The organism is Microbacterium sp. 1.5R (genome assembly GCF_001889265.1).
Classification (GTDB): Bacteria; Actinomycetota; Actinomycetes; order Actinomycetales; family Microbacteriaceae; genus Microbacterium.
Window position 1 is genome coordinate 3,196,143 of record NZ_CP018151.1, and the last position, 15,614, is coordinate 3,211,756.

Sequence of the window (15,614 nt, forward strand, 5' to 3'; positions counted from 1 at the left end):
TCACACCAGCCTGTTCTGCACGAGGTACTCGACCAGCTTCTCGGCGGCATCGCCCTCATCGACGATCTTCACGCCGGCCGCACGCGGCGGCTTCTCGGCGACCGACGTCATGATGGTGCGGGGTGCGGCCGCCGGGTCCGCGGAGACACCGAGGTCGTCGAGGGTGAGCACCTCGAGCGGCTTCTTCTTCGCCGCCATGATGCCCTTGAAGTTGGGGAAGCGCGCGTCGGGCAGTGCCTCGGTGATCGAGATCACCGCCGGGAGGGATGCCGAGATCGGCTGCGCTCCGGCATCCGCCCCTCGGGTTCCGGTGATGCCGTCCGAGGAGATCTCGACCGAGGTCAGCGCCGTCGCCTGCGCCCACCCCAGGTGCTCGGCGAGCATCGCCGCCATGACGCCGCCCGAGCCGTCGGTCGACAGGTTGCCGGTGATCACCAGGTCGGGTTCGCCGCGACGGATCGCCGCGGCCAGCGTCTCGGCAGTGAGGCCGAGGTCGGCCCCCGCGAGCTGCTCGTCGGCGATGTGCACTGCGGAGCCTGCGCCGATCGCGAGCGCTCGGCGCACCGATGCGGTCGAGCCGCCAGGAGCCATCGCGACCGCGACCACCTCGGTGCCCTCATTCTTGTCGGCATGACTCAGCGCGACCTCGAGCGCGCGCTCCGTGATCTCATCGAGCACCACGTCGCCGGCGCCTCTGTCGGCGAGGCCGGTCTCGAGGTTCAGCTTGCGGTCGCCATAGGTGTCCGGCACCTCTTTGACCAGGACGAAGATCTTCATCGATTGCTCCTCACGACTGCGTCGATTCTAGTCCCTTGATACTGAGTTCCACCCGACGAGCGACTGAGGACCACCAGTCGGCTCCCGGGTGCCGGGTCCCGGCTGCGGCGACGCGATGGCCTACCGTAGAACCGTGAACCGACCGCGTCCGCTGCCCGTCGATCCGCTCGCCGAGGCGAAGCGGCAGTGGCTCGCGCACGGATGGACCGATGCCGCCGACGGCATGACCGTCGTCACCTCCGTCATGCGCGCGCAGCAGCTGCTGCTCGCGCGGGTCGACGCGACGCTCAAGCCCTTCGCGCTCAGCTTCGCCCGATACGAGATGCTGCGTCTGCTGGCGTTCAGCCGGTCGGGCCGACTGCCGCTGTCGAGCGTCGTCGCCCGACTGCAGGTGCACGCGACGACCGTCACGAGCACCGCGGAGCGCCTCGTGCGCGACGGACTCATCGTGCGCGAACCGCACCCGCACGACGGCCGTGCGGCACTGCTCGCCCTGACCGAGTCGGGCCGAGAACTCGTGGCTCGCGCCACGGACGCCCTGAACGCTGACGTCTTCGCCGACCCGGGGATGAGCCGCGAGGATGCCGCCGAGCTCGTCGCGATCGTCGCCCGCATGCGCAAGGCCGCCGGCGACTTCACCGACCCCAGGCCGCAGCCCGAGCCGCTCTGACATGGCCGCGTTCGTGCTCGAGACGGTCATCGCCGCACCGCGTGAGACGGTGTTCGCAGTCGCTCTCGACCCCGGGATGCACCTGCGGTCGATGGCGCGATACCGGGAGACCATGATCGAGGCTCCCGCCGGCGGCGTGTTCACGGAGGGGTCGACCGTCACGTGGCGGGCACGGCACTTCGGCATCCCGTTCCGGCTGCGGACGATCGTGTACGACGTCGACCCGCCGCGTGGGTTCCGCGATCGGCAGCTCTCCGGGCCTTTCGGAGCGTTCGAGCACGAGCACGTGTTCGAGGAGCATCCGCAGGGAACCCTGGCCCGCGACACGATCGTCTTCCACTCGCCGTTCGGTCCGATCGGACGCCTCGTCGACCGTCTGATCCTTCGCGAGTACATGCGACGCCTGATCGAGGAGCGCAACGCCCACCTGGCATCCGAGGCCGAGGGACGCGGGCGTACACTGCCCGCATGAGCGAACTGCGCCTGCACACCATCCTCGAAGGCCGTGGCCCCGCCGCCGCGATCATCCTCACCGACGAGCAGGTCGCCTCGTTCGGAGCGGGGAAGGCGTTCCCCGTCGCGGTCACGATCGGAGGACGCACCGCCCGTCTGCGCCTGGCCCGGATGGGAGGTGCGAACATGATCGGCTTCAGCAAGGCTGTGCGCACCGACCTCGGCGTCGAGATCGACGAGGAGGTCGATGCGGTGATCCGGCTGGATGCGGCCGAGCGCACTGTCGAGGTGCCCGCCGCCCTCGCGGAGGCGCTCGACGCCGACACCGCGTTGCGCGCCGCCTTCGACGCGCTCCCCTATTCCGTGCGCAAAGAGCACGCCCGCTCGGTGGCGGAGGCCAAACAGGATGCGACCCGCGAGCGGCGCGTGGCGAAGATCGTCGACGCGCTGCGCGGCTGAGGTCTCCCGCCGCCTGCGTGCAGGCTCTGCTCCATGACTCCGGAGATCCGAGGAGGCTCGGGCTTGCCGGCGGGTGCTCGGCGCGGAACGGGCGCAGTCCTCCGGCGTTGTGGAGCGGCGCTCAGCGGTTCTGGAAGTCGGGCGCACGCTTCTCCCGGAAGGCGGACATGCCTTCCTTCTGGTCGGCGGTGTCGAACAGCTCGGCGAACGCCCGCTTCTCGTGGGCGAGGCCATCGGCGAGCGTCGTCTCCATCGCCGCGTCGAGCGCGGCCTTCGCGGCGAACACCGACGGCAGCGATTTCGACGCGATGGTCTCGGCGAGCCTCGTAGCCTCGGCGAGGAGGTCGGATGCCGGCACGACGCGCGACACGAGGCCGGAGCGCTCCGCCTCCTCGGCGCCCATGAACCGACCGGACAGCACGAGTTCGGCCGCCTTGTAGTAGCCCACGGCGCGGATGAGCCGCTGCGTGCCGCCCATGCCGGGAATGACGCCGAGGTTGATCTCGGGCTGCCCGAACTTCGCGGTGTCGGCGGCGAGGATGATGTCGCACATCATCGCGAGCTCGCATCCTCCCCCGAGTGCGAACCCCGAGACGGCGGCGATCACGGGCGTGCGCACCGCGGCGAACTCATGCCAGACGCCGAAATGATCGGTCTCGAGCATCTCGGAGGCCGACATGCCCTCCATCTCCTTGATGTCCGCGCCAGCGGCGAACGCCTTCTCAGACCCGGTCACGACGATGGCGCCGACCCCGTCGTCGAGGTCGAAGGCCACAGCGGCCGCGGTGACCTCGTCGGCGAGGCGACTGTTCAACGCGTTGAGCGCCTCGGGGCGGTTCAGGGTGATCCACCCCACACGTCCGCGCTGCTCGACCAGGATCGTCTCGTATTCCGTCATCGTGAAGGCCTCTCCGTCGTGGTCATCTCAGTATCTCGCGTGGCTCACACACTGCCGTCGCGGATGTCGGTGATGATGCCGGAGAAGTCGCGGGTCGCGCCGTCGCCCGCAGCGAAGGCGGCGTAGAGCTGCTGGGCGAGCCGCCCCATCCGCGCGTCGGTCGACGTCTGCTCGATCGCCTGCAGCGCGAGCCCGAGATCCTTCGCCATCAGAGCACCGGCGAAGCCCGGCTGGTAGTCGCGGTTCGCCGGGCTCGTCGGAACGGGGCCGGGGACGGGGCAGTTGGTCGTGATGGACCAGCACTGACCGGACGCCTGCGACACCACGTCGAACAGCGCCTGGTGCTCGAGCCCGAGCCGCTCGCCGAGCACGAAAGCCTCGGCCACCGCGATCTGCGAGACGGCGAGCACCATGTTGTTGCACACCTTCGCGGCCTGGCCGAGCCCCGGCCCCCCGCAGTGCACGATGCGCGTGCCCATGATCTCGAGCACCGGCAGTGCGGCGGCGAAGTCCTCGTCCGAGCCGCCCACCATGAACGCGAGCGTGCCGTTCTCGGCACCGACGACGCCGCCGGACACCGGGGCGTCGACATTGCGATGCCCCGCGGCGAGCGCGAGCGCGTGGGCGGCACGGGCCTCGTCGACCGCGATCGTCGACGACTCGATGAACAGGGTGCCGGGGCGGGCTGCGGCGAGCAGCTCGGTGCGGTACGCGTCGATCACGTGCCTTCCCGCCGGGAACATCGTGATGACGACGTCGGCGTCGGCGACGGCGTCCGCTCCGCTGGCCGCGACGGGGATGCCGGCGGCCTGCGCCGCCTCGATCGCCGCGGGCACCAGGTCGAACCCGTGCACCTCGTGCCCTGCGGCGACGAGGTTCTTCGCCATCGGCAGCCCCATGTGGCCGAGTCCGAGGAAGGCGATCCGGACGCTCGACGACTCGCTCATGATGCGCTCCGCATCGAGGCGGATCCCGCCGGTCGCAGCATCTCGCGCCCGACGATCAGGCGCATGATCTCGTTCGTGCCCTCGAGGATCTGGTGCACCCGCAGGTCGCGCACGACCTTCTCGATGCCGTAGTCCTGCAGGTAGCCGTAGCCGCCGTGCAGCTGCAGCGCGCGGTTGGCGACGTCGAATCCGGCATCCGTGGCGAAGCGCTTGGCCATCGCGCATCGCATCGTGGCATCCGGGGCGTGCTCGTCGACCGCCAGCGCCCCATCGGTCACCATGAGGCGAGCGGCCTGCAGGTCGGTGCGCATGTCGGCGATCGCGAACAGGATCGACTGCTTCTCGGCCAGCGGCTCGCCGAACGCCACGCGCTCGTGCACGTACTGCACCGCCCGATCCAGGGCCCACTGGGCACCTCCGATGGAGCAGGCCGCGATGTTGAGGCGACCGCCGTTGAGCGCCGACATCGCGATCGCGAAGCCACGGCCCTCGTCGCCGAGCATTCCGGATGCGGGGATGCGCACGCCGTCGAGGATCACCTGACGGGTGGGCTGGGCGTGCCAGCCCATCTTCTTCTCGGGCGCCCCGAAGCTGAGTCCCTCGGCATCGCCGGGAACGAGGAAGGCGCTGATGCCCCGGGCTCCCGGCTCGCCGGTGCGGGCCATCACCACGTACACGGCGGCCTCGCCGGCACCCGAGATGAACTGCTTCACGCCGGTGAGGAGGTAGTCGTCTCCGTCCCGCACCGCGCTCGTCGCGACGTTCGCGGCATCGGATCCGACGCCCGGCTCGGTCAGGCAGTAGCCGCCGAACTCCTGCATGGCGGTGAGGTCGGGCAGCCAGCGGCCGCGCTGTGCATCGTCGCCGTAGGTGTCGATCATCCACACCACCATGTTGTGGATCGAGATGTAGGCGGCGACCGCGGGATCGCCCTTCGCGAGCTCTTCGAAGATCGCCACGGTGTCGGAGCGGCTGAGGCCCGTGCCGCCGAACTCCTCGCTCACGTAGATGCCGCCGAGGCCCAGTTCTCCGGCCTTGCCGAGCGACTCGCGGGGGAAGATGTGCTTCTCGTCGCGCTCGGCGGAGAAGGGTGCGAGCTCGGTCTCGGCGAACTCGCGGACGGCGTCGAGAATGGCCTCGCGCTCTTCGGCGGTGGTGGTGACGGTGGTCATTGTCATGTCGATTCCTTGTGGGCGTCGCGAGGTCAGTGCATGGTGGGGATCACGAAGCTGGCGCCGTCGCGGATGCCCGCCGACGGCCAGCGGCTCGTGACCGTCTTGGTCTTCGTGTAGAAGCGGAAGGCATCGGCGCCGTGCTGGTTGAGGTCGCCGAACCCGCTGCGCTTCCAGCCGCCGAACGTGTAGTACGCGATCGGCACCGGGATCGGCACGTTGACGCCGACCATCCCGACCTCGACCCGTGCGGCGAAGTCGCGTGCCGCGTCTCCGTCGCGCGTGAAGATCGCGACGCCGTTGCCGTATTCGTGCTCGGATGCCATGCGCAGCGCCTCCTCGTAATCGGCGGCGCGGGCGATCACGAGCACCGGTCCGAAGATCTCCTCGCGGTAGATCGCCATGTTGGTGGTCACGTCGTCGAACAGCGTCGGTCCGAGGTAGAAGCCCTGCTCATGACCGGGCACCGTGAAGCCGCGACCGTCGGCCAGGAGGGTCGCGCCCTCGTCGACCCCCTGCTGGATGTACCCCTCGACCCGCTCGACGGCAGCCCGGGTGACGAGTGGCCCGTAGTCGACGTCGGAGGCGAGGGACGGGCCGATCCGCAGCTGCGCCACGCGCTGGGTGAGCTTGGCGGCGAGAGCATCCGCCGTCTCCTGACCGACCGGCACCGCGACCGAGATCGCCATGCAACGCTCGCCCGCCGATCCGTATCCCGAGCCGATCAGCGCGTCGACGGCCTGGTCGAGGTCGGCGTCGGGCATGACGATCATGTGGTTCTTGGCGCCGCCGAAGCACTGCGCGCGCTTGCCGTGCGCGGCCGCCGTCGAATAGATGTACTCGGCGATCGGCGTCGAGCCCACGAAGCCGACGGCGCGGATGCGGTCGTCGGTGAGCAGCGCGTCGACGGCCTCTTTGTCACCGTGCACGACGTTGAGGACCCCGGCGGGCAGCCCCGCCTCGAGGAACAGCTCGGCGATGCGCACCGGCACCGAGGGGTCACGCTCGCTGGGCTTGAGCACCACGGCGTTGCCGGCGGCGAGGGCGGGGCCCGCCTTCCACAGGGGGATCATCGCCGGGAAGTTGAACGGGGTGATCGCCGCCACCACTCCGAGCGGCTGCCGCATCGAGTAGACGTCGATGCCGGCGCCGGCACCCGTCGAGTACTCGCCTTTGAGCAGGTGCGGCGCGCCCGCGGAGAACTCGATGACCTCGAGACCCCGCTGGATGTCGCCCTTCGCATCGTCGACCGTCTTGCCGTGCTCGCTCGCAAGCAGCTCGGCGAGCTCGGTCATCTCGCGCTGCACGAGATCGAGGAAGCGCAGCAGCACACGTGCGCGCTTCTGGGGGTTGGTCGCCGCCCACTCGACCTGCGCGGCCTCGGCGTTCGCGATCACATCGGCGACCTCGTGCGCGGAGGCCAGCGGCACGCGCGCCTGGACGGATCCCGTGCTCGGATCGAACACGTCGGCGAAGCGCCCTCCCTCGGGGGTGAGGTGCTTTCCGCCTACGAAGTGGGGAATGGTACGAGTCATTGTGCGATGTCCCTTCGCGCCGTCGTTGGCACTATGACGATGGTACTTCGGCATCCGCATATTTACTAGGGCGTCCTTGCAGTTGCGGAAGTACGCCGGACGACTGTGTTGGAAAGCGCTTCCCCGCTAGGGTCGAGAGAGCAGGCCGAACACCCGACCCAGGAGACTCATGCACTACGGCGCCGACTACAACCCCGAGCAGTGGCCGCGAGAGGTGTGGCCGGACGACGTCCGGCTGATGCGCGAGGCCGGCGTGACGCTCGTGAGCCTGGGGATCTTCTCGTGGTCGCGCATCCAGCCGGCCGAGGGCGAGTTCGACTGGGAGTGGCTCGACGAGATCATCGGGCTGCTGCACGAGGGCGGCATCCAGGTCGACCTCGCCACCGCCACCGCATCCCCGCCGCCGTGGGCCTCGACCGCCTACCCCGAGATGCTGCCGCAGGATGCCGACGGCTCGACGTTCTGGCCCGGCAGCCGCCAGGCGTTCGCGCCCTCCTCTCCCGTCTACCGTCGCCTCGCGGCCGAACTCGTCACCGCTCTCGCGGAGCGCTACGCGCAGCATCCTGCCGTCGTGCTGTGGCACGTCAACAACGAGTACGGATGCCATCTGCACTACGACTACTCCGACGCCGCGCGCGACGCGTTCCGCGCGTGGTTGCAGCGCAGGTACGCGACGATCGACGCCCTCAACCACGCCTGGGGCACGGACTTCTGGTCGCAGCGTTACACCGCCTTCGATCAGATCGTGCCGCCGCGCAAGGCGCCCTACAGCATCAACCCGACCAGCGTGCTGGACTTCAAGCGGTTCACCTCCGACACCCTGCTCGAGCTGTACGTGATGGAGCGCGACATCATCCGCGCTGCAGGGGCGACCCAGCCGATCACGACCAACTTCATGGGCGCGTTCCCGCCGGCCGACTACTGGAAGTGGGCGGCCGAGGTCGACGTGATCAGCGATGACAACTACCCCGATCCCAACGACCCCGAGTCGTTCCGCGGGGCCGCGTTCGCACGCGAGCTGATGCGCGGTCTCAAGCCCGGGGTGCCCTGGATCCTCACGGAGCAGTCCACCAATGCCCTGAACTGGCGTCCCACCAACGCCCCGAAAGCACCCGGTCAGATGGCGGCGATCAGCGCGCAGGCGGTGGGCCGAGGCGCCGACGGGATCATGTTCTTCCAGTGGCGGCAGTCGCGCCGCGGCAGCGAGAAGTTCCACTCGGCGATGGTGCCGCAGGCCGGGCTCGACACCCGCACCTGGCGGGAGGTCGTCGAGCTGGGCGGACAGCTCGCGCAGCTCCCCGAGATGCCGGACGTCTCGTCGGGGGCGAAGATCGCTCTCGTCTTCGACTGGGAGAACTGGTGGGCGATCGACGGGCGCGACCACCCGATCGTGCTCGACTACCTGACGCTCTCCCACCGCTGGCATGCGGCGCTGCATCGGCAGAACCTCGCGGTCGACATCGTGAACACGACGAGCGATCTCCGCGGCTATTCACTCGTGGTCGCGCCTCAGCAGTATCTGCTGAGCGATGAGGGCGCCGCGAATCTCACGGCGTATGTCGCGCAGGGCGGCAACCTGTTCGTCTCGGCGTTCAGCGATGTCGTCGACCAGGACGACGCGTTCCGCGAGGGCGGCTTCATCGTCTCGCTGCGGGACGCGCTCGGCGTCGCGCTCGAGGACTTCGGGGCGCTGGTGCCGCCCGAGTCGGTGCGATCGGCCGACTCTGCCGGAGAGGTCGCGAGCCACGCCGTGCCCGACGGGCCGGGCCAGTCGGAGGCGCCAGTGGACGGCCCCGCGGGGACGATCGTCGGCCAGTACTTCGCGGAAGAGCTCCTCGTGCAGGATGCCGAGGTGCTGGGCCGCTTCACCGAGGGTCGCACCGCCGGGCGAGCGGCGTTCACCCGCAAGCCCTTCGGAGACGGCAACGGCTACTACCTCGCGACGATCCCGGACGACGCCGGCATGGCAGCCGTGCTGCGCTGGCTCGCCGCCGAGGCGGGAGTGACCGCCGAGATCGAGGGCCTTCCCGAGCACGTCGAGATCGCACGCCGAGGCGGCATCCTCACCGTCATCAACCACAGTGCGGAGCCGTTCGCGGTCGATGTGCCCGGCCGCGATGTGCTCACGGGGTCGACCGCGGCGCGCCGCGAGCTCGGTGCATACGGCTGGGCGTTCATCGACACGAGCGGGGTCGACGCGCGGGACTGATCACGCGAGGACGGCCGGGGTCGCGCGAGTCGAGAGGTGCGGCGCGCGGCCGCACCCCTCGCCTCGACCTCAGTAGACGATCACCGGGAGGCTGCGCGTGCTGCGGGAGTCCTGCCACGGCTCCGTGCCGTCGAAGCGGACCGTGAGCAGGTGCACCCCACGGCTCAGCTTCGGCACCGAGACGGTGACCCTGCCCTTGTCGGAGGGAGCCAGCTCGACCGTGGCGACGACCTTGCCGCGGTCGTGCACCGTCACCGTGCCCACCGCCGCGCTGTCGTCGTCGGCCGCCACGGTGACCTTCACGGTGGCGCTCTTGCCCGACTTCACCAGCAGGTCGGAGGAGGCGCGCACCCGCGTATCGATCGGCTGCATCTGGTCGTCGACCAGCACGGCGACCGACCGGGCGGGGATCGTCACGGTGCCGGTCGCGGCGTCCCAGGTCGTGGTCTTGACCACGGCATCCGCTCCGTTCGCCTGAGCCGGGGTCAGCGCGAACGAACGCCCGGCCAGGCCGGCGACGGTCTGCGTGACCGGCGCAGGAGAGGAGTTGAACGCGACGAGCGCACCGTCGAGATCGGCGTCGGCGTCGGGACCCGTCAGGTCGTCGATCTGCATCAGGATCACGCCCGGAGCCGCCCCCGCCCCGCCGTTCGGGAACGTGACCTTCTGCTGGATCAGCTCGGCCGAGCCGAGCCGCAGCAGATCGACCTCGTCGCGGATGCGCAGCAGATCGAGAGCGGATGCCTCTGCGGCCGCCATGTCGGCCGCGGCCGGCTTGAGCGCAGGATCGGCGAGCAGCGGCGCCATGATCGGCCACTTCTCCTCGTTGTCCGCGGCGGTCGGCAGCCCCGAGCCGAACGTCGACTCCTGACCGGTCCAGTCGATGCGGTTGAACCAGTCACCGGAGTTGTAGCTGTTGCGATCGAGGGACTTCGACCGCAGCAGCTCGGTGCCTGCGTGCCAGAACGACGGCGACTGCGAGAGCGTCACGGTCGCGAGCTCCAGCGTGTTCATCCGCACGCGGTCGGCCATCGTCGTGTCGACCGGGAGCTTGAGCACCGAGAGGTCGTAGAGCGTCTCGTTGTCGTGCGCATCGACGTAGTTGATCGTCTCGTCCGGCTGATCGGCATAGCCCGCCGCGGAGCCGCGATAGTCGATCGCCTCTCCCGCCGTCACCGAGCCGTCGCTCGTGGTGAACTCGAAGTCGCGCAGATTGCCCGCCAGCCCGAGCTTGACGAGATCGGCCTCGTGGCCGAGGTCGGCGAGCGCCTGCTCGACCGTGCCGTTGATCGGATCGCCGTTCGGGTCGGTGCCGAGACCGGTGCCGAAGCCCTGACGGAACGTCGACGAGGAGTCGACCGGGCTGCCGCCGTGCACGGCGTCGCGCAGGCGGTCGTTGAACGTGCCGATGCCGGTGCCTCCCAGCTGCCCCTGGGTGGCCTGCTCGAACAGCGCATCGTCCGCCACCTCGCCGAAGTTCCAGCCCTCGCCGTACAGATGGATCGCCGAACCGTCGACGCCGTCCTTCGCCAGGGTCAGGGCGTCGAGCGCGTCGCGGATCGCCTGCATGTTCGTCGTCGAGTGGTGACCCATGAGGTCGAAGCGGAAGCCGTCGACCTTGTAGTCGCGCGCCCAGGTCACGATCGAGTCGACCATGAGCTTCTGCGCGGCGAGGTGCTCGGTCGCGACGTTCTGGCAGCACGTCGAGGTCTCGACGCCGCCTGCCGCGTTCAGCCGGTGGTAGTAGCCGGGCACGACCTGGTCGAGCACCGACTTCTCGGCCTGACCGGATGCCGCCGTGTGGTTGAACACCTCATCGAGCACGACCTGCAGGTCCATGTCATGGAGAGCGCCGACCATAGACCGGAACTCGCTGACCCTGGCGCCGCCGTCGGCGTCGACTGCGTACGAGCCCTCGGGCGTCGAGTAGTGGTACGGATCGTAGCCCCAGTTGAAGCCGTCGGCATCCGCGACCGCCTGGATGCACGCCTGCTGTGCCGCGTCGGCCGGGCCGAACGAGGCGAGGTCGCAGTCGGGCACCGCCTGAGCCGCGCGGTCCTCCTCGATCGAGGCGATGTCGAAGGAGGGCAGCAGGTGCACGGTGTTGATTCCGGCATCCGCGAGCTGCTTCAGCTGATCGGTGCCCGCGCTGTCGCGGGTGAACGCCAGGTACGTGCCGCGCTCGTCGGCCGGAACCGTCTCGTCGCTGATCGAGAAGTCGCGGATGTGCAGCTCGTAGATCGCCCGGTCGACCGCGCGCTCGACGACCGGCGCTTCGGCCTTCTGCCACTGCTTCGGCTGCCAGGCCTTGTCGTCGAGGTCGATGGCGACCGAACGCCGCGAGTTCAGAGTGAGCGCCGTCGAGTAGGGATCGGTGACCCGGTTCGTCTCGATCGCACCGGTCGTCGGCGCATAGACCACGACCTCCCACAGGAACTCGTCGCCCTTGAGATCCTTGGCGCCCGCGACCGACCAGACGCCGGACGCCGCATCCCACGTGGCCTCGTGCCGAGCGGGGTCGCCCTCGGCGCCCTCGTCCCAGGTGAGAAGGGTCGCGCTCTGCGCCGTCGGCGCCCACAGCCGGAACGTCGGCTTCTTGCCCGAGAACGTCACGCCCAGGTCGACGTCGTCGAGGGCTGCGGCATAGAGATCGTCGAGAACCCCGGCGATCTGCACGCCGGTGAATGCGGAGGGCGCACCCGTCTCGTCACGTTGGACGACCGCGAGCTGCGATCGCAGCAGTGCCGCCGCATCGGCATCCGTCACCCGCAGGGCGAGGTATCCGTCGAGCGCGGGGAACCGGGCGAGCTGCTCGTCCGTCAGGCCGCCCTCGATCACCTCGAGCGCGATCGACTCGCCACCCGCGATGTCGCCGTCTGCCACCGCGAGCGAGGCGTCCGCCGAGGAGTACAGCTGATAGGCGGCCTTGTCGACAGACCCGAGAGCCGCCGGCCAGGCGATCGTCTCGGCGTCGACCCACTGTGCGCGCTGCTCTCCGGCGCCGGGGAGCTGCGGGTCCGCGCTCACGACCTCGAGAACGTGCGTCGCCAGCGTGTAACGGAACGACGTCACGCTGCCCTCGGCCGCGCTGAACGAGATGTTCGCGCCGCCCGGCACTCCGTCGGCGCCGTAGTTCTCAGCCCAGCTCAGGCCGTGCGCCACCTTGAGCTCGTAGGCTCCGGTGGGGAGGTCGGCGGTCGAGAACTCGTAGACGCCGTCGCGGTCGCCGTCGGCCATGAGGGTGCCGAGGCAGTCGGGAGACCAGTCCGCCGCGCAGCCGAGCTCGTCCTGCAGAGAGCCCGGCAGCGTCACGATGGGTCCGTCGGCCGAGGACTGCACGATGTTGGTGCGCGGGTCGAAGTAGAAGGTGATCGGCCCGCCCGCGTGGGTGAGCGTGACGTTCGAGCCGTCCGGCACACCGTTCGCACCGTAGTTGACGGCCCAGCTGCCGTTGATCGCGGCCTTGTACTCGTAGTCGCCGGCCGGCAGATCGAAAGCCCCCTCCCATACGCCGTCGGCGCGCAGGGTCAGCTTCGCCTTCTCGCAGGCAGGGTCCCAGTCGCCCGCACAGCCCATCTCGGAGTTGAGACTGCCGGGCACGGTCACCATGTCGATCGGAGACTCGGGCTCCTCGCCGGCCGTCAGCGTCACGGCGTTGCCGACCGACGCGTACGTCGAGGCTGCGGCGTGGTTGCCCGCGGCATCCGTCGTCACGGCCCGGTATTCGACGAGCGTGCCGTTCGCGAGATCGCGGATGTCGTGGAAGACGCGGGGGTCGGTGTCCTCCGCGGTGCCGAGCGCCTGCCACTCCTCGGAGCCGACGACGCGCCAGGCGAAGCTCGTCTGCGCCCACTGATCGGCGATGTCGGCCTGCACGGCGGACTGTCCGGTGACACCGGCTCCGGCGGCGGGCACGACGACCTCGACGGATGCCGCCTCGGACGGCGCCGTGACGGTCGAGTCGGCTTTCCAGACCACCGCCGACAGAGCCGGCACCGTGATCGAGGCGGCCGCACCGGCATCCGTGGCGAGGGACGCGGCGTCACCGTAGAGCACCTCGTACGAGGCGTCGGCGGTCAGCGTGGTGAGGTCGACCGTCTGCGCGGTGGCGGCGTTGTTCACGGCCACCAGGTATTCGACCTTGTCGTCGGCATCCACGCGGGAGAACGCGTACACACCAGCACCGGACGCCGCGTACCGCTCGATCTGCGCGCCCTCGCTGAGCGCCGGGTTCGACTCCCGGAGCTCTGACAGCGCGGCGATGTGCTCGTAGAGCGCGGCATCCGTCGCATAGCGGTCGACCGAGCCGGCCTGCTCACCGGTGATGAGGTTCTGATTCGCGTAGTCGTCGACCTGGGTGGCGAAGAGCGACTGCCGGGCGTCCTTGTCGCCGCCGGGGCCGGTGAAGCCCTGCTCGTCGCCGTAGTAGACGACCGGCTGACCCCGGGTGAGGAACATGAGCTCGTGCGCCAGCTCGTCGCGCTCGAGCGGAGCATCCGTCGTCTGCAGGAAGGATCCCACCCTGCCCATGTCGTGGTTGCCGAGGAACGTGGGCAGTGCCGTCGCCGACGAGTCGGGTGTCGTGTAGCGATCGTCGCCCGCGAACAGGGACTGCAGGCCCTTGGCCGAATTGCCCGACGCGTAGCTGACGGCGGAGGACTGGAACGTGAAGTCGAGGATCGAGTTCATGTCGGTGTCTCGCACGTACGGTGCGAGCTTCACGGGGTCGGCGTCGTAGACCTCGCCGAACATGAAGAAGTCGTCGTTGCCCTTCTCGTGCGCGTAATCGAGGACGTCGGCCGTCCATTTCTCCCAGAACTCGAAGTTCACATGCTTGACGGTGTCGATGCGGAAGCCGTCGATGCCGAGGTCGATCCACTTGTCGTAGACCTCGACGAAGCCGTTGACCACCGTCGGGTGCTCGGTCATCAGGTCGTCGAGTCCGCTGAAGTCGCCGTATGTGACCGACTCCCCCGACCAGGTCGAGTCTCCGCGGTTGTGATAGAGCGACGGGTCGTTCAGCCAGGCCGGCACCTTGACGTCGGCCTCGCTGTCGTCGATCACCGGCGTGTAGGGGAAGCTCGTCGCCAGGTCGAGTTCGGGGAACCCGTCGGTGCCCGCGTGGTCGGCCGGGTCGAACGCCGTGCCCGCGGCATCCGTGTAGGGACTGGTCGCCTGGTCGATGTAGGAGTACTGCCCCTCGGCGTAGTCGATGACGTCGGCGGTGTGGTTGGTGATGATGTCGAAGTACACCTTGATGTCGCGGGCGTGCGCGTCGGCGATCAGGGCCTGCAGCTCCTCATTGGTGCCGAGGTGCGGGTCGATGCGGGTGAAGTCGGTGATCCAGTAGCCGTGATAGCCGGCAGAGGCGTTGGCGCCCTCACCCTGCACCGGCTTGTTGGCGAAGCTCGGCGTCAGCCAGATCGCCGATGTGCCGAGCCCCTCGATGTAGTCGAGGTTCTCGCGGATTCCGGCGATGTCGCCGCCCTGATAGAAGCCCTTGTCCGTGGGGTCGAAACCGGTGGTGAGCCGGTCGCCCTCGAGACCGCCGGTGTCGTTGGCCGTGTCGCCGTTCGCGAAGCGGTCGGTCATCACGAAGTAGAACTGCTCGCCGGCACCCGCCTGTCGGGCCGGGCTCGCGATGAGCGCCTCATCGTCGGAGGTGTAGCCGCCGCGCAGGTCGGCGGCCTCGAGCCCGACGCGCTTGAGCGTGTCGTCGAACGTGAAGCGGAGGGTCGTCGGGCCGGCCACCGTCAGAGGGATGTCGTCGGCCCCGCCGTCGAGCCCGTACGCCTCGTCCCAGCTGTCGTTCACCGCGACCTTGTACTGCCACGTGCCCGCAGGGACCTCGAACTCGGCCGAGTAGATGCCCTCGGCGCCCGTGGGCTGGAGCTCGGTCCCGGTGCAGTCGGGCGCCCAGTCCGCCGCGCAGCCGAGCTCGGACTGCAGCGAGCCCACGAGAGCCACGGTGCGATCGGCCGCCGCGGCGGATGAGCCGCCGAGAGTGCCGGCCGCGCCGAAGCCCGAGACGACGAGCGCGGTGGCGGCGAGTAGAGCGAGCGGACGTGAAGCGGTCGTCTTCGACCGAGCCGACTTGAACAAATGATGCTCCCTGATGGCGGCGGACACGACGACGTGTCCGGAGGCTTGCGAGTGAAGCTAGCAGGGCGGGCTCTATGACTGCAAGCGCTTGCAGTTGCGTTCTGGCGAAAAGTCAGGGGTGTGAATGCTGCTGCTGGCCTTAAGTCGCAAACGCTTCCAGGATTGCGAATCCCGGGTGAGGAGGATTTCTCGCCGCGTTCACCGCCCGGACACCTTCGCCGACTACAACTGCAGATGCGCGGACACAGACTCAGACCGGATCGGGTAGTCACGTCATCCGCGCATACGGTGAGCGTCTGCTCCCGAAGAGACCCCCGCCGAATCGGGTCGGCGGGGGTCTTCTCTGTCCTGTCCGGCGAACATCGACCCGGCAGGGGCACAGCGGATGCCGG

The 15,614-nt window shown here is 69.3% G+C and carries 10 protein-coding genes; 4 read left to right on the forward strand and 6 right to left on the reverse strand.

Going from position 1 to position 15,614, the window contains the following annotated elements; genetic code table 11:
* Positions 1-777: an electron transfer flavoprotein subunit beta/FixA family protein gene (locus tag BMW26_RS15300; protein WP_053097843.1), complete on the reverse strand. Its 777-nt coding sequence runs from the start codon at positions 775-777 to the stop codon at positions 1-3.
* A 133-nt stretch (positions 778-910) separates the two neighbouring features.
* Between BMW26_RS15300 and BMW26_RS15305 the strand changes: the two genes are divergently transcribed.
* The 3 genes from BMW26_RS15305 to BMW26_RS15315 are packed head-to-tail and all read left to right on the forward strand — an operon-like array spanning position 911 to position 2,359.
* Positions 911-1,447 (forward strand): MarR family winged helix-turn-helix transcriptional regulator, encoded by a 537-nt coding sequence (locus BMW26_RS15305; RefSeq protein ID WP_053099260.1) that lies wholly within the window; start codon positions 911-913, stop codon positions 1,445-1,447.
* 1 nt (position 1,448) lies between these two features.
* Positions 1,449-1,919, forward strand: a complete 471-nt coding sequence (locus BMW26_RS15310; RefSeq protein ID WP_053097845.1) for an SRPBCC family protein — start codon at positions 1,449-1,451, stop codon at positions 1,917-1,919.
* Positions 1,916-2,359, forward strand: coding sequence for a YdeI/OmpD-associated family protein (locus BMW26_RS15315; RefSeq protein ID WP_053097846.1), 444 nt, complete (start codon positions 1,916-1,918; stop codon positions 2,357-2,359). The genes BMW26_RS15310 and BMW26_RS15315 overlap by 4 nt, the downstream gene beginning before the upstream one ends.
* Before the next feature lie 121 nt (positions 2,360-2,480).
* Here BMW26_RS15315 and BMW26_RS15320 read toward each other — a convergent pair whose 3' ends face one another.
* Genes BMW26_RS15320 through BMW26_RS15335 form a run of 4 tightly spaced genes read right to left on the reverse strand, consistent with a single transcriptional unit; the run spans position 2,481 to position 6,911 of the window.
* The gene (locus BMW26_RS15320; RefSeq protein WP_053097849.1) at positions 2,481-3,257 is read right to left on the reverse strand and encodes an enoyl-CoA hydratase-related protein; all 777 of its coding nucleotides are present in this window, start codon (positions 3,255-3,257) and stop codon (positions 2,481-2,483) included.
* A 44-nt stretch (positions 3,258-3,301) separates the two neighbouring features.
* On the reverse strand, positions 3,302-4,204 hold the full coding sequence (gene mmsB, locus BMW26_RS15325; protein WP_072591950.1) for a 3-hydroxyisobutyrate dehydrogenase: 903 nt from the start codon (positions 4,202-4,204) through the stop codon (positions 3,302-3,304).
* Positions 4,201-5,382 (reverse strand): acyl-CoA dehydrogenase family protein, encoded by a 1,182-nt coding sequence (locus BMW26_RS15330; RefSeq protein ID WP_072591951.1) that lies wholly within the window; start codon positions 5,380-5,382, stop codon positions 4,201-4,203. The genes mmsB and BMW26_RS15330 overlap by 4 nt, the downstream gene beginning before the upstream one ends.
* Positions 5,383-5,408: 26 nt before the next feature.
* Positions 5,409-6,911, reverse strand: coding sequence for a CoA-acylating methylmalonate-semialdehyde dehydrogenase (locus tag BMW26_RS15335; protein WP_072591952.1), 1,503 nt, complete (start codon positions 6,909-6,911; stop codon positions 5,409-5,411).
* A gap of 169 nt (positions 6,912-7,080) precedes the next feature.
* Between BMW26_RS15335 and BMW26_RS15340 the strand changes: the two genes are divergently transcribed.
* Entirely contained in the window at positions 7,081-9,120 is a 2,040-nt protein-coding gene (locus BMW26_RS15340) for a beta-galactosidase (RefSeq protein ID WP_083569395.1), read from the forward strand.
* A 69-nt stretch (positions 9,121-9,189) separates the two neighbouring features.
* On the opposite strand, the gene pulA is transcribed toward BMW26_RS15340, so the two are convergent.
* Positions 9,190-15,222, reverse strand: a complete 6,033-nt coding sequence (pulA, locus tag BMW26_RS15350) for a pullulanase-type alpha-1,6-glucosidase (protein ID WP_083569396.1) — start codon at positions 15,220-15,222, stop codon at positions 9,190-9,192.
* Positions 15,223-15,614 lie beyond the last annotated feature (392 nt).

Excerpts from the sequence above, each read along its gene's own strand:
- BMW26_RS15335 (WP_072591952.1), bottom strand. The coding sequence starts at position 6,911 with ATGACTCGTACCATTCCCCACTTCGTAGGCGGAAAGCACCTCACCCCC.
- BMW26_RS15310 (WP_053097845.1), top strand. The coding sequence starts at position 1,449 with ATGGCCGCGTTCGTGCTCGAGACGGTCATCGCCGCACCGCGTGAGACG.
- BMW26_RS15315 (WP_053097846.1), top strand. The coding sequence starts at position 1,916 with ATGAGCGAACTGCGCCTGCACACCATCCTCGAAGGCCGTGGCCCCGCC.
- BMW26_RS15300 (WP_053097843.1), bottom strand. The coding sequence starts at position 777 with ATGAAGATCTTCGTCCTGGTCAAAGAGGTGCCGGACACCTATGGCGAC.
- BMW26_RS15330 (WP_072591951.1), bottom strand. The coding sequence starts at position 5,382 with ATGACAATGACCACCGTCACCACCACCGCCGAAGAGCGCGAGGCCATT.
- mmsB (WP_072591950.1), bottom strand. The coding sequence starts at position 4,204 with ATGAGCGAGTCGTCGAGCGTCCGGATCGCCTTCCTCGGACTCGGCCAC.
- BMW26_RS15340 (WP_083569395.1), top strand. The coding sequence starts at position 7,081 with ATGCACTACGGCGCCGACTACAACCCCGAGCAGTGGCCGCGAGAGGTG.
- BMW26_RS15320 (WP_053097849.1), bottom strand. The coding sequence starts at position 3,257 with ATGACGGAATACGAGACGATCCTGGTCGAGCAGCGCGGACGTGTGGGG.